Origin of the sequence: Streptomyces aurantiacus (genome assembly GCF_001418335.1) — a bacterium.
Lineage (GTDB): Bacteria > Actinomycetota > Actinomycetes > Streptomycetales > Streptomycetaceae > Streptomyces > Streptomyces aurantiacus.
The window spans coordinates 99,880-120,713 of sequence record NZ_LIPP01000149.1; the positions used below are offsets into that span (position 1 = coordinate 99,880).

Below are 20,834 nucleotides of genomic sequence, written 5' to 3' on the forward strand. Positions count from 1 at the left end.
GGACCGCCGAGGACCCTGGCAGCATCGGCTTCGACGTGCCCGAGATGCGGCTCCGCCGCGTGGCACGCCTCAACGGCAAGAAGAACACGGGAGTAACAACATGAACCGCAGTGAGCTGGTGGCCGCGCTGGCCGACCGTGCCGAGGTGACTCGCAAGGACGCCGACGCCGTTCTGGCCGCCTTCGCCGAGACCGTCGGTGAGATCGTCGCCAAGGGCGACGAGAAGGTCACCATCCCCGGTTTCCTGACCTTCGAGCGCACCCACCGTGCCGCTCGTACCGCTCGCAACCCGCAGACCGGTGACCCGATCCAAATCCCGGCCGGCTACAGCGTGAAGGTCTCCGCGGGCAGCAAGCTCAAGGAAGCCGCCAAGGGCAAGTAAGCCTTCCTGTACGTACGTCCCCGGGACGAGGACGACGTACGAGGCTCAAGTACAAGTAACCGTCGATGGGGCGGTCACCCGGTTCGGGTGACCGCCCCATCGCGTGCGTACCGACTACATGCGGTCGCTGACAGCCGACAGCCGACCGCCGACCGCTGGCCGTGGACCGCCGGCCGTCAGCTGCCGCTCGTCAGCCCAGTGCCTTGCCCGGCAGCTCGACCTTCGCGCCCAGTTCCACGAGCTTCTCCATGAAGTTCTCGTAGCCGCGGTTGATCAGGTCGATGCCGTGCACCCGGGACGTGCCCTGGGCCGCCAGCGCCGCGATGAGGTACGAGAAGCCGCCGCGCAGGTCGGGGATGACCAGGTCGGCGCCCTGGAGCTTCGTCGGGCCCGACACGACCGCCGAGTGCAGGAAGTTGCGCTGGCCGAAGCGGCAGCGGGAACCGCCCAGGCACTCGCGGTAGAGCTGGATGTGCGCGCCCATCTGGTTCAGCGCGGAGGTGAAGCCGAGGCGGGACTCGTACACCGTCTCGTGGACGATGGACAGGCCGGTGGCCTGCGTGAGGGCGACGACGAGAGGCTGCTGCCAGTCCGTCTGGAAGCCCGGGTGGACGTCCGTCTCCAGCGCGATCGACTTGAGCTGGCCGCCCGGGTGCCAGAAGCGGATGCCCTCGTCGTCGATCTCGAAGGCGCCGCCCACCTTCCGGTAGGTGTTCAGGAACGTCATCATCGAGCGCTGCTGGGCGCCGCGGACGTAGATGTTGCCTTCGGTGGCCAGCGCCGCGGACGCCCACGAGGCGGCCTCCAGGCGGTCCGGCAGGGCCGCGTGGGTGTAGCCGCTGAGCGTGTCGACGCCGGTGACGCGGATGGTGCGGTCGGTGTCCATCGCGATGATCGCGCCCATTTTCTGCAGGACGCAGATCAGGTCCTCGATCTCCGGCTCGACCGCCGCGTTGGCGAGCTCCGTGACGCCCTCGGCGAGGACCGCCGTCAGGAGCACCTGCTCGGTCGCGCCGACGGACGGGTACGGCAGTTCGATCTTGGTGCCGCGCAGCCGCTGCGGAGCCTCCAGGTACTGGCCGTCCGCGCGCTTCTCGATCGTCGCGCCGAACTGGCGCAGCACCTCGAAGTGGAAGTCGATCGGCCGGCCGCCGATGTCGCAGCCGCCCAGGCCCGGGATGAACGCGTGGCCGAGGCGGTGCAGGAGCGGACCGCACAGGAGGATCGGGATGCGCGACGAGCCCGCGTGCGCGTCGATGTCCGCGACGTTCGCGCTCTCCACGTGCGACGGGTCCATGATGAGCTCGCCCGGCTCCTCACCCGGACGGACCGTCACGCCGTGCAGCTGCAGCAGGCCGCGTACGACCCGCACGTCACGGATGTCCGGGACGTTGCGCAGCCGGCTCGGAGCACTCCCGAGCAGCGCGGCGACCATGGCCTTCGGTACGAGGTTCTTCGCACCGCGGACACGGATCTCGCCCTCAAGCGGGGTTCCGCCGTGGACAAGGAGTACGTCGTCTGAGCCGTTGACGGTCATGTATCTCGCGTTCCGGTTGGTGGGACAGGGCGAAGCAGCAAGCGTAATGGCCGCCCACCCCCCTTCAGTAAGCCCAAGGGGCTCTCAGGGACGTCATAGCTTTGCCACAACACGAACCGTGCCTGATCGGGAACACGGGGTCACCGGCCCGGTGTGCGCTCCGCCTGCACCCGCCTACTGCGTCCGTACGCCCTGATCTGCATTCACTCAGGTACGGGTATTGGCTCCCCGTCCACGGGGAAGATGCGAGATCATGTCTCGCATGACCGAGGTGTCCTCGCTCACAGGGCGGCTGCTCGTGGCCACACCCGCCCTGGCGGACCCCAACTTCGACCGCGCGGTGGTGCTGCTCCTCGACCACGACGAGGAGGGCTCCCTGGGCGTCGTCCTCAACCGGCCCACCCCGGTGGACGTGGGCGACATCCTCGCGGGCTGGGCGGACCTCGCGGGGGAGCCCGGGGTCGTGTTCCAGGGCGGCCCGGTCTCACTGGACTCCGCGCTCGGCGTGGCGGTGATCCCCGGCGGCGCCTCCGGGGAGCGCGCGCCGCTCGGCTGGCGCCGGGTGCACGGCGCGATCGGGCTCGTGGACCTGGAGGCGCCGCCGGAACTGCTCGCCTCCGCGCTCGGCTCGCTCAGGATCTTCGCGGGATACGCGGGCTGGGGGCCCGGGCAACTGGAGGACGAACTGGTCGAGGGCGCCTGGTACGTCGTCGAGTCCGAGCCCGGCGACGTCTCCTCGCCCCTTCCGGAACGGCTGTGGCGCGAGGTGCTGCGCCGTCAGCGCAGCGAGCTGGCGATGGTGGCCACGTACCCGGACGACCCTTCGCTCAACTGATGCCCCGAGCCTTCAGTACTCTTGCTTCTATGAGCACTCTTGAGCCTGAGACCCAGCCCCAGCGAGGCACTGGGACGGGAACCCTCGTAGAGCCGACGCCGCAGACGTCGCACGGCGACGGGGACCACGAGCGCTTCGCCCACTACGTCCAGAAGGACAAGATCATGGCGAGCGCGCTCGACGGCACCCCCGTCGTCGCACTCTGCGGCAAGGTGTGGGTCCCGGGCCGGGACCCGAAGAAGTACCCCGTGTGCCCCATGTGCAAGGAGATCTACGAGTCCATGGGCGCGGGCGGCGACGACGGCAAGGGCAAGGACAAGGGCGGCGACAAGTAGCGACGCCTCCCAGCACCTCCTGGAGTACGGCCGCGGTGCCCCCGGTGCGGGGTGCCGCGGCCGAGTCGTGCCCGGAAGGCGCGGGCCCGTGGTGCGCGCTCTCGACGTATCCGGGGCCTTTGTCCCGCCCGCCCGTTGCACGGAGTGCTTTCGCCGGTCACAGAGTGGTTGAGACCTCTTGTGGGCATGTTCATGTTCTCCATAGCCTCCCGGGTGTTGTGCAGCGCAAAACCACCATTGCACGTGCTGCAACGAGCTCCCCCGGAGGGCGCCTCATGAAGCTCGCTCATCTCTCTGCCCGCATGGCCGCACCGATCGCCGCGCTCGTCGTCGCCGGGCTCACCGCGACCGCCTGCGCACCGGAGTCGTCCGACAACTCCGGTGGCAAGGACGAGAAGAGCGGCACCCTGCGTGTGTGGCTCTTCCAGGAGGTCGCCAACGCGCCCAAGGAGAAGGTGGTCGACGGTGTCGTCACCGCCTTCGAGAAGTCCCACAAGGGCACGAAGGTCGACGTCCAGTACATCCCGGTGGAGACCCGCGCAGAGAAGATCAAGGCCGCCTTCAACGACCCCAAGAGCGCGCCCGACCTCATCGAGTACGGCAACACGGACACCGCCGGCTACGTCAAGGACGGCGGACTCGCGGACCTCACCGAGGAGTTCACGGACTGGAACGAGTCCAAGGACACCGACCCGACCGCCAAGCAGTCCGTCACGGTTGACGGAAAGATCTACGGAGCCCCGTACTTCGTCGGCGTCCGCGCCCTGTACTACCGCACCGACATCTTCGACGAGCTGGGCCTCGACGTACCGAAGACGCAGAGCGAGCTGATCTCCACGGCCAAGGAGATCCGGCAGGCGAAGCCGGAGCTGTACGGGCTGGCGGTCGGCGGCGCGTACACGTACGGCGCGATGCCGTTCATCTGGTCCAACGGCGGCGAGATCGCCCAGGGCAAGGGCGGGTCGTACGCCTCGGCGATCGACACCGCACAGGCCCAGAAGGGCATCAAGGCGTACACCTCGCTCTTCGGTGACGACAACTGTCCGGCCGCCAAGTGCGCGGGCATGGGCGGCAACGACACCGTGACGGCGTTCGCCTCCGGCAAGGCCGGCATGGCCATCGGCGGCGACTTCAGCCACGCGGCGATCGAGGCGGGGAAGGTCAAGGGCAAGTACGCGGTCGTGCCGCTGCCCGGGGTGAAGTCGGGTGAGATCGCTCCCGCCTTCGCGGGGGGCAACAACCTCGGCGTACTGAACAGCACCTCGCACCGCACGCTCGCCGTCGACCTGATGGAACAGCTCGCGGCGAAGAAGACGCAGGGCGCGCTCTTCGACGCGATGGGCTTCCTGCCGACGTTCACGGACGTGCGCCAGGACGTCGCGAAGCGCGAGCCGTTCGTCGAGCCGTTCGTGAAGACCCTCGGCGCGGGAGCCAAGTTCGTCCCGGCGTCGGCCGCCTGGTCGCAGATCGACGCGTCCCTGGTCCTGCCGACGATGTTCCAGGAGATCGTCAGCGGACGTAAGGACGTGGCGGCCGCCTCGAAGGACGCGGCCAAGAAGATGGACGCCGCGTTCAGCTCCGCGGGTTGAGCCGGATGACGAACCGTCCGCTTCGGGGGTCCGTCCCGCCGCCCGGCGACGAGCAGACACCGAAGGGGTCCGGGCCGGCGGCGACGTCGGCCCGGGCCCCGGGGACGGCCCTCTCGGCCGCGGCCGGGACGGCGGTCCGTGGCGGCGGCGCCGGACCCGTACCGGTGAAGAGCCGGCAGGCCGGGGCCGCCCGGCCGGGCTCCGGCGTGGGCAGCGGTGTAAGCCGTGGTGCGGGTCGTGGCCTGGGTCGTGGCCCGGGCCGCGGTGCGGGCGTGGGGCGCAAGTCACCGCTCGCCCGCGGCGGCTGGACACCCTGGCTCTATCTCGCCCCCGCTCTCGTGGTCCTCGGCGGACTGCTCGTCTACCCCGTCTACCAGCTCGGGCTGATCTCGTTCCTGGAGTACACGCAGGCCCAGGTCAGCGGCGGGGAGCCGACGACCTTCCAGGGCTTCGGGAACTACGCGACGCTCTTCAAGGACGAGCAGTTCTGGCAGGTGCTGCTGGCCACCGTCGTGTTCGCGGCGGCGTGCGTCGTCTCGACCCTGGCGCTCGGCTGCGCGCTGGCCGTCCTCCTGACACGTGTCCGCGCCGTACCGCGGCTCGCCCTGATGCTGGCCGCGCTCGGCGCCTGGGCGACCCCGGCGGTCACCGGGTCGACGGTGTGGCTGCTCCTGTTCGACCCCGACTTCGGGCCGGTCAACCGCGTCCTGGGACTCGGCGACCACTCCTGGACGTACGGCCGCTACAGCGCCTTCGCGCTCGTCCTGCTCGAAGTGGTCTGGTGCTCCTTCCCGTTCGTGATGGTCACGGTCTACGCCGGTATCCGCGCCGTGCCCACCGAGGTCCTGGAGGCCGCGTCCCTCGACGGCGCCTCGCAGTGGCGGATCTGGCGCTCGGTGCTTGCGCCGATGCTCCGCCCGATCCTCGTGGTCGTCACCATCCAGTCGGTCATCTGGGACTTCAAGGTCTTCACGCAGATCTACGTCATGACCAACGGCGGCGGCATCGCAGGCCAGAACCTCGTCCTGAACGTGTACGCCTATCAAAAGGCCTTCGCGTCCTCCCAGTACGGCCTCGGGTCGGCGATCGGAGTGGTGATGCTGCTGATGCTCCTGGCGGTCACGCTCGTATATCTGAGGCTGCTGCGAAGGCAGGGGGAAGAGCTGTGAGTTCCGTGACGCCGGCGCATTCCGAGACGGCGACGAGTTCGCCGGCGAGTTCGCCGACAAGGATTCAGTCCCCAAGTTCCGTACGGCCCACGGGATTTGTACGTGCTTTCGTACGCCGTTCCGTGCGACGGCCGTGGCGGCTGGCCGCGGAGGTCTCGGCGCTGTTGATCGCGGCGGTTGTCGCATTTCCCCTCTACTGGATGGTGCTCAGCGCCTTCAAACCGGCCGGGGAGATCGAGTCGTCCGAGCCGCGGCCCTGGACGCTGTCCCCGAACCTCGATTCCTTCCGGCGCGTCTTCGGGCAGCAGGAATTCGGCCGTTACTTCCTCAACAGCCTTGTCGTGGCGGTCACCGTGGTCGTCGTCTCGGCGCTCATCGCGTTTCTCGCGGCGACCGCCGTGACCCGATTCCGCTTCCGGTTCCGGACCACCCTGCTGATCATGTTCCTGGTCGCGCAGATGGTGCCCGTCGAGGCCCTGACGATCCCCCTCTTCTTCCAGATGCGGGACTTCGGCCAGCTCAACACACTGGGCTCGCTGATCCTGCCGCACATCGCCTTCTCGCTGCCCTTCGCGATCTGGATGCTGCGGGGCTTCGTGAAGGCCGTCCCCGAGGCGCTGGAGGAGGCCGCCTATATCGACGGGGCGAGCAGGAGGCGGTTCCTGTGGCAGATCCTTTTCCCGCTGGTCTTTCCGGGGCTCGTCGCGACCAGCGTGTTCTCCTTCATCTCCGCCTGGAACGACTTCCTGTTCGCCAAGTCCTTCATCATCAGCGACACCTCGCAGTCCACCCTGCCGATGGCCCTCCTCGTCTTCTTCAAGCCCGACGAGCCGGACTGGGGCGGCGTGATGGCGGGGTCCACGGTGATGACGATTCCGGTGCTGATCTTCTTCGTACTCGTACAGCGGCGCCTGGTCTCCGGACTCGGCGGCGCGGTGAAGGACTGACATGAGCGACACGACGCCCAACCGTCCGACGACCAACGACGACGTGACGACGAACGACGACGTGACGACCAACGGCCCGACCTCGCCCGGTGTGATTCCGGCGCCCCGCTCGGTGCGTGGGTCCACCCGCCCCGGCGTCCCGCTCGACGCGCGCACCACCCTGTGGGCCGGCCCCGGAACAGGCACCACCGAACGCTGGCTGCGCCTCACCCTCGGCGCCGCCCTGGGACTCTCCCTGCCGCCGGCGGACCAGCACGCCGGTGACGCCGCGCACACCGTGCGGTTGCGCATCGACGAGAGCCTCGGCGAGGGCCTCGGACCGGAGGCGTACGTACTCGACGTCGACGCGGAACGGGGCATCGAGATCCGGGGCGGGACCTCCGCAGGAGTGTTCTGGGGCGCCCAGACACTGCGTCAGCTCATCGGCCCGGAAGCCTTCAGGCGTGCTCCCGTCCGACCCGGCGTCACCCACGTCGTCCCGCAGCGGACCGTCGAGGACGCCCCGCGCTTCGGCTGGCGCGGCTGCATGCTCGATGTCGCGCGGCACTTCACACCGAAGGACGGCGTCCTGCGCCACCTCGACCTGATGGCCGCGCACAAGCTGAACGTCTTCCACTTCCACCTCACGGACGACCAGGGCTGGCGAATCGAGATCGAGCGGTATCCGAAGCTCACGGAGACCGGATCATGGCGGGCGCGCACGAAATTCGGCCATCGCGCCTCGCCCGACTGGGAGGAGAAGCCGCACGGGGGCTTCTACACCCAGGACGACATCCGCGAGATCGTCGCGTACGCCGCCGAGCGGCATATCTCCGTCGTCCCCGAAATCGACATCCCGGGGCACTCGCAGGCCGCCATCGCCGCATATCCGGAACTCGGCAACACCGATGTCGTCGACACGCTCTCCCTCTCCGTCTGGGACACCTGGGGCGTCTCCAAAAACGTACTCGCCCCCACTGACAACGCCCTTCGCTTCTACGAGGGCGTCTTCGAGGAACTGCTCGACCTGTTCCCCTCGGAGTTCATCCACGTCGGCGGCGACGAGTGCCCCAAGGACCAGTGGAAGGCGTCCCCCGCCGCACAGGCACGGATCGCCGAACTGGGCCTCAAGGACGAGGACGAGCTGCAGTCCTGGTTCATCCGCCACTTCGACGACTGGCTGACCGCGCGAGGGCGCCGGCTGATCGGCTGGGACGAGATCCTGGAGGGCGGGCTCGCGCCGGGCGCCGCCGTCTCCTCGTGGCGCGGCTACCGGGGCGGCATCGCGGCCGCGCGTGCGGGCCACGACGTCGTCATGTGCCCCGAGCAGCAGGTGTACCTGGACCACCGGCAGGCCGAAGGACCCAACGAGCCGGTGCCCATCGGCTTCGTGCGCACCCTGGAGGACGTCTACCGCTTCGAGCCCGTACCCGCCGAGTTGACTCCCGGTCAGGCGCGGCACGTGCTGGGCACCCAGGCCAACCTGTGGACCGAGGTGATGGAGGACCGGGCGCGCCTGGACTACCAGGCCTTTCCGCGGCTCGTGGCCTTCGCGGAGGTCGCCTGGAGCGCCCTGCCCGCACCCGCGGAACGCGACTTCGCGGACTTCGAACGGCGGATGACCGCCCACTACCCGCGACTTGACGCCCTGGGGGTCGCCTACCGGCCGCCCGCGGGCCCGTTGCCGTGGCAGCGGCGCCCCGGCGTGCTCGGACGCCCGATCGAGGGAGAGCCCCCGAACGTGTGAGACACCTCCCGGAGGGTGTCGCCCGATGTGGTTGCCCTGGGACGGTGGCTCCTGAGGAGAAAGGTGCCCAAGAGGCGACGAAAACCGCCAATTCGCGCTGACCGGCGATGTGGTGCGAAAACGGACCATCTACTGATGGTGGGTAGGAATGCCTCCTAGCGGACCCCCGCGTCGGGGAACGGGGAAGATGTGCCAGAGTTGCCACGTCCGCCCTGTCAGCACGTACCGTACGGCAACACAGGTGGGACCAGGTGGGGCAGCGGGAAGGGGCAGCCGGTTTGACCACGCACGCACCGCAGGCGGCGCAGGCCGTGACGCTGCCCGCCTCGCTGGACGAGGCCGTGGCGGCACTCGCCGCCATGCCCGCCGCCGTTCCCGTGGCCGGCGGTACGGATCTGATGGCCGCCGTCAACTCCGGGCAGCTGAGGCCCGCCGCACTCGTCGGCCTCGGCCGGATCAGCGAGATCCGCGGCTGGCAGTACCAGGACGGCCACGCGCTCCTCGGCGCGGGCCTCACCCACGCCCGCATGGGGCGCCCCGACTTCGCCGCGCTCATCCCCGCCCTCGCCGCCGCCGCGCGAGCCGCGGGACCGCCGCAGATCCGCAACGCGGGCACCCTGGGCGGCAACATCGCCTCGGCGTCCCCCACCGGGGACGCGCTTCCCGTGCTGGCCGCGCTGGAGGCGACCCTCATCGTCGCGGGCCCGGGCGGCGCCCGCCGGGAGATCCCCGTCTCGCACCTGCTCGCGGGCGTGGAGATGCTCCGCGGCGGCGAACTCATCGGGTACGTGCGCGTGCCGCTGCTGCACGCGCCGCAGGTCTTCCTGAAGGCGACCGGACGGACCGGCCCCGGACGCGCCCTCGCGTCCGTGTCGCTCGTCCTGGACCCCGCCCGGCGCGGGGTGCGGTGCGCCGTGGGCGCCATAGCGCCGATGCCGCTCAGGCCCCTGGAAGCCGAGCAGTGGGTCGCCTCGCTCATCGACTGGGACAACAACCGCGCGATCGTGCCCGAGGCGCTGGCCGCCTTCGGTGAGTACGTCGCCGCGGCCTGCATCCCCGATCCGGCCCCCGAGGAGGACGGCTCCGTACCGTCGCTGCCGCCCGCCGTACTGCACCTGCGGCGGACCGTCGCCGCGCTGGCCCGACGAGCTTTGGGGAGGGCACTGTCGTGACCGACGACCAGTACGGGGATCAGCACGACGACCAGTACGGAGACCAGCAGGGAGAGGGCGCGCCCCGGGCGGGCAGCCGCTGGGACCCGCTGCCCCAGGGCGACTACGACGACGGCGCCACCGCCTTCGTCAAGCTCCCCGAAGGCGGCATCGACGCCCTCCTCGCGGACTCGCCGCTCGCCGCGCCCGGCCACGGCTACGTACCGCCGCCGATAACGTCCGCGCCCGGCACGGGCGCGCAGCCCGACCACCCGGCGTCCACCGACTCCTGGGCCCTGCCGCCCGAGACGGCCGACCGGCAACAGATCGGCCAGCAGCAGGCCGATCAGCAGCAGGCCGATCAGCAGCAGGCCGGCCAGCAGCATGCCGTGCGGTGGCCCGACCCGAACGCCCTGCCCGAAGAGCACCGGCAGCCCGCCCAGGACTCCTTCGCGTACGACCCCCGGGCCACCGGCCAGTGGACCTTCGACCAGCCCCCACAGGGCGGCCCGGGCGGTCCCGGACAGCAGGACGCGATCGGACACGCGGGGCAAGCCGGTCGGACCGGCCAGGCCGGGCAGGCAGGCCAGGCCGGGCAGTGGTCCATTCCGGTCGCCGACGGTGATCTGCCGGACGAGTCCGGTGAATTCACCACGTCGGCGCTGGTCGAGCAGTGGGGCGGGAGCCCGCCCGCCACGCTGCCGGGCGGGGCTGCCGCACCCTGGGCCAACGAGCCATGGGCCCAGCCGCCCGTCGAGGACCGGCCGGCGCCCGCCGAGCACGGCGCCGCCGAGATCATCGACGTCTCCGGAGAGCACGCCGACGAAATCGCCGTCTCCGTAGAGCACGAAAACCAGCACTCGACACAGAACGAAACACAGCACGAAACACAGCACGAGGAACCGGCCGAAGTCGTCGCGCCCCGCCACGACCACGAGGAGCCGTCCGGCGCTTCGGACACTCCGGAGACTTCGGGCGCCGCGGACACCGACGCCGCCGCCGAGGAGGCCGAGGCCGGCGACTCCGAGGGTGTCCCGCCGCACAACGACCACCCCCTGGCCTCGTACGCCCTGCGGGTGAACGGCGTCGAACGGCCCGTGACCGACGCCTGGATCGGCGAATCCCTGCTCTACGTCCTGCGCGAACGGCTCGGCCTCGCGGGCGCCAAGGACGGCTGCTCGCAGGGCGAGTGCGGCGCCTGCAACGTGCAGGTGGACGGACGGCTCGTGGCCTCCTGCCTCGTACCCTCCGTGACCGCCGCCGGGAGCGAGGTACGCACCGTCGAGGGCCTCGCCACCGACGGCCAGCCCTCGGACGTCCAGCGGGCGCTCGCCAAGTGCGGTGCCGTGCAGTGCGGCTTCTGCATCCCGGGCATGGCCATGACCATGCACGACCTCCTTGAGGGCAACCCCGCGCCGACCGAACTGGAAACCCGCCAGGCACTGAGCGGCAACCTGTGCCGCTGTTCCGGCTACCGGGGCGTCCTGAACGCCGTCCGCGACGTCGTGGCCGAGCGCGACGCCCACGCCGCCGCGGAGAGCGCGGCGGACGGCGAAGAGCCCCGTATCCCGCACCAGGCGGGCCCCGGAGCGGGCGGCGTCAACCCGTCCGCGTTCGAGCCACACCAGCCCCACCCGCCTCACCAGCCCCACCCGCCCCATGAGCAGCCGTACGGCCAGGACGGAGGCCAGGCGTGAGCAACGACACCGCCACCGCGACCACAGCGGAGCCCGGCACCGCGCCGGAGCCGCCGCACGGTCTCGGCGTGTCCCTGCCGTCCGCGGAGGCCCGCGCCAAGACAGAGGGCACTTTCCCGTACGCGGCGGACCTGTGGGCCGAAGGCCTCCTGTGGGCTGCCGTCCTGAGATCACCGCACCCGCACGCGCGCATCCTGTCCGTCGACACCACCCACGCGCGCGAGATGCCCGGCGTACGGGCCGTCATCACCCACGAGGACGTCCCCGGGACCGCGCTCCTCGGCCGGGGCAGGCCCGACCGCCCGGTGTTCGCCTCCGAGGTCGTACGCCACCACGGCGAGCCCATCGCGGCGGTCGCCGCCGACCACCCCGACACCGCGCGGATGGCCGCCGCCGCCGTCATCGTCGAGTACGAGATCCTCGACCCGGTGACCGACCCGGAGCAGGCCTTCGAGGCGGAACCCCTGCACCCCGACGGTAACCTGATCCGCCACATCCCGCTGCGCCACGGCGACCCGGAAGCGGCCGGTGACATCGTCGTCGAGGGCCTGTACCGCATCGGCCGCCAGGACCCGGCCCCGATCGGCGCGGAGGCCGGCCTCGCCGTGCCCCGCCCCGACGGCGGGGTCGAGCTCTACGTGGCGTCCACCGACCCGCACACCGACCGGGACACGGCAGCCGCCTGCTTCGGCCTCGAACCGGACCGCGTGAAGGTCGTCGTCACCGGAGTGCCCGGCGCCACCGCCGACCGCGAGGACCAGGGCTTCCAGCTTCCCCTGGGGCTGCTCGCCCTCAAGACCGGTTGCCCGGTCAAGCTCACCGCGACGCGTGAAGAATCCTTCCTCGGACACGTCCACCGGCACCCCACGCTCCTGCGCTACCGCCACCACGCGGACGCCGAGGGAAACCTGGTGAAGGTCGAGGCACAGATCCTCCTCGACGCGGGCGCGTACGCGGACACCTCCTCGGAGGCCCTCGCCGCCGCCGTCTCCTTCGCCTGCGGCCCGTACGTCGTCCCGAACGCCTTCATCGAGGGCTGGGCCGTACGCACCAACAACCCGCCCTCCGGACACGTACGCGGCGAGGGCGCCATGCAGGTGTGCGCCGCCTACGAGGCCCAGATGGACAAGCTGGCGAAGAAGCTCGGCGTCGACCCGGCCGAGCTGCGCCTGCGCAACGTACTGGCCACGGGGGACGTGCTCCCGACCGGCCAGACGGTCACCTGCCCGGCCCCCGTGGCCGAACTGCTGCAGGCCGTCCAGGACTTCCCGCTGCCCGCCCTCCCGAAGGACACCCCCGAGGACGAGTGGCTGCTCCCGGGCGGCCCCGAGGGCGCCGGCGAACCCGGCGCCGTGCGGCGCGGCGTCGGCTACGCCCTGGGCATGGTCCACATGCTCGGCGCCGAGGGCACGGACGAGGTCTCGACGGCCACCGTGAAGGTCCACGACGGCATCGCGACGGTCCTCTGCGCGGCCGTGGAGACCGGACAGGGCTTCACCACGCTGGCCCGGCAGATCGTCCAGGAGACGCTCGGCATCGAAGAGGTCCACGTGGCCTCCGTGGACACCGATCAGCCGCCCGCGGGACCCGGCAGCCGCGGCCGCCACACCTGGGTGTCGGGTGGCGCCGTCGAACGGGCCGCCAAGATGGTCCGTACACAGCTGCTGCAGCCCCTGGCGCACAAGTTCGGGATGTCCACCGAGCTGCTCCAGATCACCGACGGCAAGATCACCTCGTACGACGGCGTGCTGTCGACGACCGTCACCGAGGCGATGGACGGCAAGGAGCTGTGGGCGACCGCGCAGTGCCGTCCGCACCCCACCGAGCCGCTGGACGGCGCGGGCCAGGGCGACGCCTTCGTGGGCCTCGCCTTCTGCGCGATCCGCGCGGTGGTGGACGTGGACATCGAGCTCGGCTCGGTGCGCGTGGTGGAACTGGCACTCGCCCAGGACGTCGGCCGCGTGCTGAACCCCGCGCAGCTCACCGCCCGTATCGAGGCCGGGGTCACGCAGGGCATCGGCGCCGCGCTCACGGAGAACCTGCGCACCGCGCGCGGTCTTGTCCGCCACCCCGACCTCACCGGGTACTCGCTGCCGACCGCCCTCGACACGCCCGACATCCGCATCGTCAAGCTCGTCGAGGAGCGCGACGTGGTCGCGCCCTTCGGAGCCAAGGCCGTCAGCGCGGTACCGGTCGTCACGTCCCCCGCCGCGGTCGCGTCGGCGGTACGGGCGGCCACGGGGCGCCCGGTGAACCGGCTGCCGATAAGGCCGCAGGCGGCCGTGGTGACGGCGACACAGTGACGAGGCCCGCGAGAGTTCACGGCTGAGATCCTCCTGGTCACGGCGGTCCCGGGGCGTTGTCAGTGGTGCCCGATAGTGTTCTGGGCAGTGGGGGAGGACCGCTGGGCGGCGGGCCGTTTGCATCTGCTCCGGATGTTGTTGTGTGCGTTGCCGCCCGGCCCGGTTCTGCCGGGGGACTGCGAACAACGAGGCGCGGGGGAACGATGAGCACGACGGACACCGGCACCGATACCAACACAGATACCAGCACCGACATCGCTATCGCTGTCGACACGATCACGCTGCCCGAGGACGCGCTGGACCCGTACGTCACGCACGCGCCGACGCGACGGTGGCTGACGGGACCCGGACTACCGGCCGACAGCGGCCTGTTGACCTTCGCGGCACTGTGCGAGGACGGGCTGTGGAGGCTGCGGACGGTCGCGGAGTCGGTCGGAGACCCGGCCCGTCTCCCGGCGGACCTGCGCGACCAGTTGGTGATCGGCGCGCTGCGGGACGCCGCAGGCGCGGAGACGGAGTCGGAGTCGGAGTCGGTTCTGCTCGACGGAGCGACGGGCGAGGTGTCCACCACGTACGTCCTCCACGACCGCCCCGACCTGATGGACCGCCTGCCGCTCGCGCCCTCGCTCCGGACGCTCACGGACTTCGTGGCGGCGACGGACGAGATGGCAGCCAGGCGCGGCCGGTTCGCGTCCTACGAGGGCCGTTTCGGGCCGAAGGCCGTCACGGCGATGTCGCGGCAACTGCTCACGCTCTTCGAGGAGGGCGTCGACGGCGAGGTCCCGCCGTTCTGGAAGATGGCCGCGCTGATCCGCCCGCTGGCCCTTGTCGCGGGCCCGTCGGCCGACTCGGAGCTGACGCTCGACCTGCCGGGCCGCCTGCTGGACCAGGAATTCGGGCTTGGTCGTGTCATGCGCTTCGAGGACGTCGACTTCCCAGCGGCGCTCGCACACGAGCCGACCCGCCGCTTCCTGCGGGAGACGGGCCTGCCCGAGGACGGCCGCCTGTTCCAGTTGGACACGGACGTGCCGCTGCCGACCCTGGCCGAGTACTACGAGGACGAGCGCCCCGATGTCCTCACGGCCGACCAACTCCCCGACGGCGCCGACCACTTGATACGCCTCGGCCATCTCGCCGAGGACAACAGCCTGGTCGTCGACGGAGTGACGGGCGCGATCCTCGACTGGAGCGAGCCCGACGCCACGCTGTACGCCCTGAACACGGACGTCTCCACACTGGCCTTCACCCTGTGGCTGCTCCACCGCGAGAGAACGATCGACGAGTCCCTGTCCCACGAGCTGACCGCCGAGGCCTACGACCAACTGGCGACGACGATGACGCAGACCCTGGCGACGATCGATCCCACTGGCTCCACTTCAGGGGACGAGTGGCACTACTGGACGGAGATGTTCCAGGACGAGGCGGGAGGGGTGCTCTGAGGGGTGCCTGTCCCGAAGGGCAGTGCCCACGCCGCCACTTCAGCGGCCTGCTGCGGCTGGGCCGCCCCCTCGTGCCAGGCCTCCCGCCGGAAGGCTGAAGGCTGCAGGAACGGGCCGGAACTGAGACGAGAACGGAAACGGACGGCCGAAAGGGCGGCACCCTTCACGGGATGCCACCCTTCCCTCTTGCCTGGTCAGGCCAGTTGAGGCCGTGGCGGGAATTGAACCCACGTGCCTCGCTTTGCAGGCGAGTCCCTAAGCCACTCGGGCACACGGCCAAGCTTGAGTCCGATGTTCTGGACTCGATGTGTCGACCGTAGGCGCCGGGTGGGGCGGTGCCAAGGGATCCGCCGGTGCTGCAACGGGACTGCCATACGGCGTTCACAAAGGGCGCCCGAGGGCAGGGGAGGTGTCCGTCGGAGTCCATCGGTGTCCCTTGGTCGTACGACCAAGGTCTTGGTCGAGGTCCGTCTCTCGACAGGGGTCAACGTCAGTGTTGCCCCTTACGCTGGCGAGCATGACCTCCCTGGAACCGGGCGACACCGGCGTCGCCGCCACCCCGACCGCCTCAGCCGTCTCAGCCGCCTCAACCGTCTCGGCCGAAACACTCGTTCCGGACGGTGTCCTCAGTCGTTCCCATCGGGCGCTGAGCATCGGGATCGTTTCCGTCGTGCTGCTGATCGCCTTCGAGGCGACGGCTGTCGGGACGGCCATGCCGGTGGCAGCGCGGGAGCTCGACGGGGTCTCGCTCTACGCGTTCGCGTTTTCCGGGTACTTCACGACGAGCCTGTTCGGCATGGTGCTGGCCGGGCAGTGGTCCGACCGGGCAGGACCGCTCGGGTCGCTCACCGTGGGGATAGGCGCCTTCGCGGCGGGGCTGCTGCTGTCCGGGACGGCCGGGACCATGTGGCTGTTCATCCTCGGCCGGGCCGTGCAGGGGCTCGGCGGCGGCCTGGTGATCGTCGCGCTGTACGTGGTCGTGGGGCGGGCCTATGCGGAACGGCTGCGGCCGTCGATCATGGCGGCGTTCGCGGCGAGCTGGGTGGTCCCGTCCGTCGTCGGCCCCCTCGCCTCCGGCGCGGTGACCGAACACCTCGGCTGGCGCTGGGTCTTCGTCGGCGTACCCGTGCTGGTCGTCCTGCCCCTGGCGCTCGCCCTGCCGCAGATACGCAGGCGGGCCTCCGGGCCGGAGGAAGGCACCGTCGCCGCGCCCTTCGACCGCCGGCGCATCCGGCTGGCCCTCGCCATCTCCGGGGGCGCCGGTCTGCTCCAGTACGCCGCTCAGGACCTGCGGTGGCTGTCCGTGATCCCGGGCGTGGTCGGCGTGGCCCTGCTCATACCGGCGGTGCTCGGGCTGCTGCCGCGAGGGACCTACCTGGCGGCACGCGGGCTGCCCTCCGTGGTGCTGCTGCGCGGAGTGGCCGCCGGGTCCTTCATCGCGGCCGAGTCGTTCGTGCCGCTGATGCTGGTCACCGAGCGGGGGCTGTCGCCGACGCTGGCCGGGTTCTCGCTGGCGGCCGGCGGCGGCACCTGGGCGCTGGGCTCCTTCGTGCAGGCCAGGGCGCGCGTGGAGCCGTACCGGGAGCGCCTGATGATGCTGGGCATGGTGCTGACCGCGGCCTCCATAGCCGCCGCGCCGAGCGTGCTGATCGACGGGGTGCCGGTGTGGACGGTGGCGGTGGCCTGGGCGTTCGGCTGCTTCGGCATGGGCCTGGTGATCTCCTCCACCAGCGTTCTGCTCCTCAAGCTCTCCGCCCCCGGCCAGGCCGGCAACAACTCCGCCGCCCTCCAGATGTCCGACGGCCTCGCCAACGTCCTGCTCCTCGCCGCGGGCGGCGCGGCCTTCGCGGCGCTGGGCGGCGGCACGGTCACGCACACGGCCACCCAGGCCTCCGGCGGTCACCCGGCCGCCTTCGTGGCGGTGTTCCTGCCGATGGCGGGGGTGGCGCTGGCGGGGGCGTGGGTGACTACGCGGCTGCGGGCCGATACAAAGTGACACCAGGTGGTACCGCGTAGTACCGTTGCCTTATGTCTGGATTGAACCTGCGGTTTACGGACGAAGAGCTCGACGCGTTGCGCGAGCGTGCGGGAGCGGAGGGGCGCAGCATGCAGGCCTTCGCCCACGACGCCGTGATCTCGGCCATAAACGAGCATTCGAGGCTGTTCAACGAAGCGGCCGAGCACGTCCTGAAGGCGAGTGCCGAGCTGAACCGGAGGCTCGCCTGATGCACTACCTCACGCTGCCCGAGGTGCTGAACCTCGCGAAGCGGCTCGGGGCGGACGAGGTCCGCGACTACGGGCTCCTGGACTCGGCGTTGGTCCGGCCGCAGTCGAGCGTGTTCGGACAGGACGCCTATCCGGACGTCTGGGAGAAGGCGGCGGCCCTGATGGAGTCGCTCGCCCGGAACCACGCCCTCGTGGACGGCAACAAGCGCATCGCCTGGTACGCGACCTGGGTCTTCCTGCACATGAACGGACACCCGCTGGACGCGGACTTCGACGTGGACGAGGCCGAGACCTTCGTACTCGACGTCTGCCAGGGCGCCTTGGACGTGCCGAAGATCGCGACACGGCTGCCGCGCTTCGCGCGCTGAGGCAACGGTGCGGTCTCTGTGACCTGAGTCCCATCCAAGGGTGCCCCGCGTCGTCCGCACGTTGACGTGGTCGAGCCGCCGGTAGGGTGGCCCGGTTGTCATACACAGCCGCTGTCAGCCGAACCGCTCGACCACCCCACGGAGACCGTGACTACCACCGCCGCCAGTGCCGCCGCCAGCGCCGCCACCTCGCACCACCTGTCGCCCGCGTTTCCCGGACGGGCCCCCTGGGGCACCGCCAACAAGCTGCGAGCCTGGCAGCAGGGGGCGATGGAGAGGTACCTCCAGGAGCAGCCGCGTGACTTCCTCGCCGTCGCCACCCCCGGGGCCGGCAAGACGACCTTCGCGCTGACGCTCGCCTCATGGCTGCTGCACCACCATGTCGTCCAGCAGGTGACCGTGGTCGCGCCGACCGAGCATCTGAAGAAGCAGTGGGCGGACGCGGCCGCGCGGGTGGGCATCAAGCTGGATCCCGAGTACAGCGCGGGTCCGCTCAGCAAGGAGTACCACGGCGTCGCCGTGACCTACGCCGGCGTCGGCGTGCGGCCCATGCTGCACCGCAACCGCGCCGAGCAGCGCAAGACCCTCGTCATCCTCGACGAGATCCACCACGCCGGTGACTCCAAGTCCTGGGGCGAGGCGTGCCTGGAGGCCTTCGAGCCCGCCACCCGCCGGCTCGCCCTCACCGGTACGCCGTTCCGCTCCGACACGAACCCCATCCCCTTCGTCGCGTACGAGGAGGGCAGGGACGGAATCCGCCGCTCCGCCGCCGACTACACGTACGGCTACGGGAACGCGCTGGCCGACCACGTCGTGCGGCCCGTCATCTTCCTCTCCTACAGCGGCAACATGCGGTGGCGTACGAAGGCGGGGGACGAGATCGCCGCCCGGCTCGGCGAGCCGATGACCAAGGACGCCGTCAGCCAGGCCTGGCGCACGGCTCTCGACCCGCGCGGCGAGTGGATGCCCAGCGTGCTGCGCGCCGCCGACCGGCGGCTGACCGAGGTGCGCAAGGGCATTCCGGACGCCGGCGCCCTCGTCATCGCCTCCGACCAGGACTCGGCCCGCTCCTACGCCAAGCTCATCCGGGAGATCACCGGCAGCAAGGCCACCCTCGTCCTCTCCGACGACACGGGCGCGTCCAGCCGGATCGACGACTTCGCGGCGAGCGACGACCGCTGGATGGTCGCCGTCCGCATGGTGTCCGAGGGCGTCGATGTACCCCGCCTCGCCGTGGGCGTGTATGCGACCACCATCTCGACCCCCCTCTTCTTCGCGCAGGCCGTCGGCCGATTCGTACGCTCCCGGCGGCGCGGCGAGACCGCCTCCGTCTTCCTGCCGACCGTCCCCGACCTCCTCACCTTCGCCAACGAGATGGAGGTCGAGCGCGACCACGCCCTCGACAAGCCCAAGAAGCAGGGCGAGGAGGACCCGTACGCCGAGTCCGAGAAGGAGATGGAGGAGGCGAACAAGGAGCAGGACGAGGACACCGGCGAACAGGAGCAGTTCTCCTTCGAGGCACTGGAGTCCGAGGCCGTCTTCGACCGGGTCCTCTACGACGGCGCCGAGTTCGGCATGCAGGCCCGCCCGGGAAGCGAGGAGGAGCAGGACTACCTCGGCATCCCCGGGCTCCTCGAACCCGACCAGGTTCAACTCCTGCTGCAGAAGCGGCAGGCCCGGCAGATCGCCCACAGCCGCAAGAAGCCGGACGAGGAGGCGGACCTCCTCGAACTGCCCGCCGAGCGCCGCCCCGTGGTCTCCCACAAGGAGATGCTGGAGCTCAGGAAACAGCTCAACACCATGGTCGGCGCGTACGTCCACCAGAGCGGCAAGCCGCACGGTGTGATCCACACCGAGCTGCGCCGCGTGTGCGGCGGCCCGCCGAGCGCGGAGGCGACCGCCGGGCAACTGCGCCAGCGGATCGCCAAGGTCCAGGAGTGGGCCACCCGCATGCGGTGACAGCCGCACGCCCACCCGCGTACGTCCGTACATGCGGCCGAGGACGCCGGCCGAGGACGCCGGCCGAGCACGCGGCCGTACACGCAGCCTTACGCGCGGCCCCCCGCCCGCATGTGCGTTCCGTTCAAGTTCCATGTACGCCGAGTGTCCGCGCCGCTCGCCGCCCAAATCCGACCAGAAACGGATCAAACCGCGGGTAACCGGGAGCGGTCCGTACCTGCCGGTGACCGGATTCTGGACGGAGCCTTCCGCTGAGCGAACCAGCTCGCTACTGTCCCCGCTACGCACACGCCCCGTGGCAGCGCCGCCGCGGAGCGCAGCCGGTGCCGCCCGGGAGTGCCCGGGACGCAGCCGACCGGCGGCCTCTGAGGCGCGTCGCCGATGGGACCGGCGACGCATCCGCCGGTAGGGGGCTGCCGACTCTCACCACTAAGGAGTGGGCGTCGTGACCGCGGAAACCTCCCAGACGCTCGACCGGGGACTGCGTGTCCTCAAGCTGCTCGCCGACACCGACCACGGTCTGACCGTCACCGAGCTGTCCAACAAACTCGGAGTCAACCGGACCGTCGTGTACCGGTTGCTCGCCACCCTGGAGCAGCACGCCCTCGTACGCCGGGACCTGGGCGGCCGTGCCCGCGTCGGGCTCGGCGTGCTGCGGCTCGGCCGACAGGTGCATCCACTGGTCCGCGAGGCCGCGCTGCCCGCACTGCGGTCACTGGCCGAGGACATCGGCGCGACCGCCCATCTCACGCTGGTCGACGGCACGGAGGCGCTCGCCGTCGCCGTGGTCGAACCGACGTGGACCGACTATCACGTGGCCTACCGCGCCGGGTTCCGGCATCCGCTGGAGCGGGGCGCCGCCGGAAAGGCGATCCTCGCCGCGCGGGCCGGGGGCGGGGCCGCGGACGAGCTCGGCTTCACCCTCACGCACGGCGAGCTGGAGGCCGGCGCGAGTGGCGCGGCGGCCGCGCTGATCGGTGTGACGGGGGTGGAGGGCAGCGTGGGTGTGGTGATGCTCGCGGACGCGGTGCCGGAGCGGGTGGGGCCGCGGGTTGTCGACGCGGCGCGGGAGGTGGCGGACGCGCTTCGCTGACGTCGCGCTGCCGCGCGGGGCCCGTGGCAGAGGGCCGTGTGCCGTCCGCGGGGCGGTGGGGGCTTGGCGCGCAGTTCC

The 20,834-nt window shown here is 70.9% G+C and carries 17 protein-coding genes and 1 tRNA gene; 16 read left to right on the forward strand and 2 right to left on the reverse strand.

Going from position 1 to position 20,834, the window contains the following annotated elements; genetic code table 11:
• Nucleotides 1-100 precede the first annotated feature (100 nt).
• Entirely contained in the window at nucleotides 101-382 is a 282-nt protein-coding gene (locus AOK01_RS20880) for an HU family DNA-binding protein (protein WP_007382399.1), read from the forward strand.
• A 190-nt stretch (nucleotides 383-572) separates the two neighbouring features.
• Here AOK01_RS20880 and murA read toward each other — a convergent pair whose 3' ends face one another.
• Nucleotides 573-1,919, reverse strand: a complete 1,347-nt coding sequence (gene murA / locus AOK01_RS20885; RefSeq protein ID WP_055513912.1) for a UDP-N-acetylglucosamine 1-carboxyvinyltransferase — start codon at nucleotides 1,917-1,919, stop codon at nucleotides 573-575.
• A 262-nt stretch (nucleotides 1,920-2,181) separates the two neighbouring features.
• Here murA and AOK01_RS20890 point away from each other — a divergent pair, with 262 nt between their 5' ends.
• From AOK01_RS20890 to AOK01_RS20935, 10 genes are all read left to right on the forward strand, one after another.
• Complete coding sequence (locus tag AOK01_RS20890) at nucleotides 2,182-2,754, forward strand: YqgE/AlgH family protein (RefSeq protein WP_055513914.1); 573 nt, start codon at nucleotides 2,182-2,184, stop codon at nucleotides 2,752-2,754.
• Nucleotides 2,755-2,783: 29 nt separating this feature from the next.
• Nucleotides 2,784-3,089, forward strand: coding sequence for a DUF3039 domain-containing protein (locus AOK01_RS20895; RefSeq protein ID WP_055513916.1), 306 nt, complete (start codon nucleotides 2,784-2,786; stop codon nucleotides 3,087-3,089).
• Nucleotides 3,090-3,391: 302 nt separating this feature from the next.
• Entirely contained in the window at nucleotides 3,392-4,678 is a 1,287-nt protein-coding gene (locus AOK01_RS20900; protein WP_425424750.1) for an extracellular solute-binding protein, read from the forward strand.
• A gap of 242 nt (nucleotides 4,679-4,920) precedes the next feature.
• A complete protein-coding gene (locus tag AOK01_RS20905; protein ID WP_055513960.1) occupies nucleotides 4,921-5,847 on the forward strand; it encodes a carbohydrate ABC transporter permease in 927 nt (308 codons plus the stop codon).
• 62 nt (nucleotides 5,848-5,909) lie between these two features.
• Nucleotides 5,910-6,794, forward strand: a complete 885-nt coding sequence (locus AOK01_RS20910; protein ID WP_055513962.1) for a carbohydrate ABC transporter permease — start codon at nucleotides 5,910-5,912, stop codon at nucleotides 6,792-6,794.
• A 1-nt stretch (nucleotide 6,795) separates the two neighbouring features.
• Entirely contained in the window at nucleotides 6,796-8,520 is a 1,725-nt protein-coding gene (locus AOK01_RS20915) for a beta-N-acetylhexosaminidase (RefSeq protein WP_079103608.1), read from the forward strand.
• A 278-nt stretch (nucleotides 8,521-8,798) separates the two neighbouring features.
• A complete protein-coding gene (locus tag AOK01_RS20920) occupies nucleotides 8,799-9,692 on the forward strand; it encodes an FAD binding domain-containing protein (RefSeq protein ID WP_055513920.1) in 894 nt (297 codons plus the stop codon).
• A complete protein-coding gene (locus AOK01_RS20925; protein WP_055513922.1) occupies nucleotides 9,689-11,368 on the forward strand; it encodes a (2Fe-2S)-binding protein in 1,680 nt (559 codons plus the stop codon). Before AOK01_RS20920 ends, AOK01_RS20925 begins: the two co-directional genes overlap by 4 nt.
• Nucleotides 11,365-13,671 (forward strand): xanthine dehydrogenase family protein molybdopterin-binding subunit, encoded by a 2,307-nt coding sequence (locus tag AOK01_RS20930; RefSeq protein WP_055513924.1) that lies wholly within the window; start codon nucleotides 11,365-11,367, stop codon nucleotides 13,669-13,671. Before AOK01_RS20925 ends, AOK01_RS20930 begins: the two co-directional genes overlap by 4 nt.
• Before the next feature lie 203 nt (nucleotides 13,672-13,874).
• Nucleotides 13,875-15,110 carry an SUKH-4 family immunity protein gene (locus tag AOK01_RS20935; RefSeq protein ID WP_055513926.1) on the forward strand — a complete coding sequence of 412 codons (1,236 nt, stop codon included), beginning with the start codon at nucleotides 13,875-13,877 and terminating at the stop codon, nucleotides 15,108-15,110.
• Nucleotides 15,111-15,316: 206 nt separating this feature from the next.
• Here the strand turns inward: AOK01_RS20935 and AOK01_RS20940 are convergent.
• A tRNA-Cys gene (locus tag AOK01_RS20940) sits at nucleotides 15,317-15,388 on the reverse strand.
• Nucleotides 15,389-15,627: 239 nt separating this feature from the next.
• Here AOK01_RS20940 and AOK01_RS20945 point away from each other — a divergent pair.
• The 5 genes from AOK01_RS20945 to AOK01_RS20965 all read left to right on the forward strand — a co-directional run bounded on the left by AOK01_RS20945 (nucleotide 15,628) and on the right by AOK01_RS20965 (nucleotide 20,756).
• Nucleotides 15,628-17,106, forward strand: a complete 1,479-nt coding sequence (locus AOK01_RS20945) for an MFS transporter (RefSeq protein ID WP_055513927.1) — start codon at nucleotides 15,628-15,630, stop codon at nucleotides 17,104-17,106.
• A gap of 32 nt (nucleotides 17,107-17,138) precedes the next feature.
• Nucleotides 17,139-17,336: a hypothetical protein gene (locus AOK01_RS20950; protein ID WP_055513929.1), complete on the forward strand. Its 198-nt coding sequence runs from the start codon at nucleotides 17,139-17,141 to the stop codon at nucleotides 17,334-17,336.
• Nucleotides 17,336-17,704 (forward strand): type II toxin-antitoxin system death-on-curing family toxin, encoded by a 369-nt coding sequence (locus AOK01_RS20955; protein ID WP_055513931.1) that lies wholly within the window; start codon nucleotides 17,336-17,338, stop codon nucleotides 17,702-17,704. The genes AOK01_RS20950 and AOK01_RS20955 overlap by 1 nt, the downstream gene beginning before the upstream one ends.
• A gap of 147 nt (nucleotides 17,705-17,851) precedes the next feature.
• Complete coding sequence (locus tag AOK01_RS20960; protein WP_055513933.1) at nucleotides 17,852-19,663, forward strand: DEAD/DEAH box helicase; 1,812 nt, start codon at nucleotides 17,852-17,854, stop codon at nucleotides 19,661-19,663.
• 445 nt (nucleotides 19,664-20,108) lie between these two features.
• Entirely contained in the window at nucleotides 20,109-20,756 is a 648-nt protein-coding gene (locus tag AOK01_RS20965; protein WP_055513935.1) for an IclR family transcriptional regulator, read from the forward strand.
• Nucleotides 20,757-20,834 lie beyond the last annotated feature (78 nt).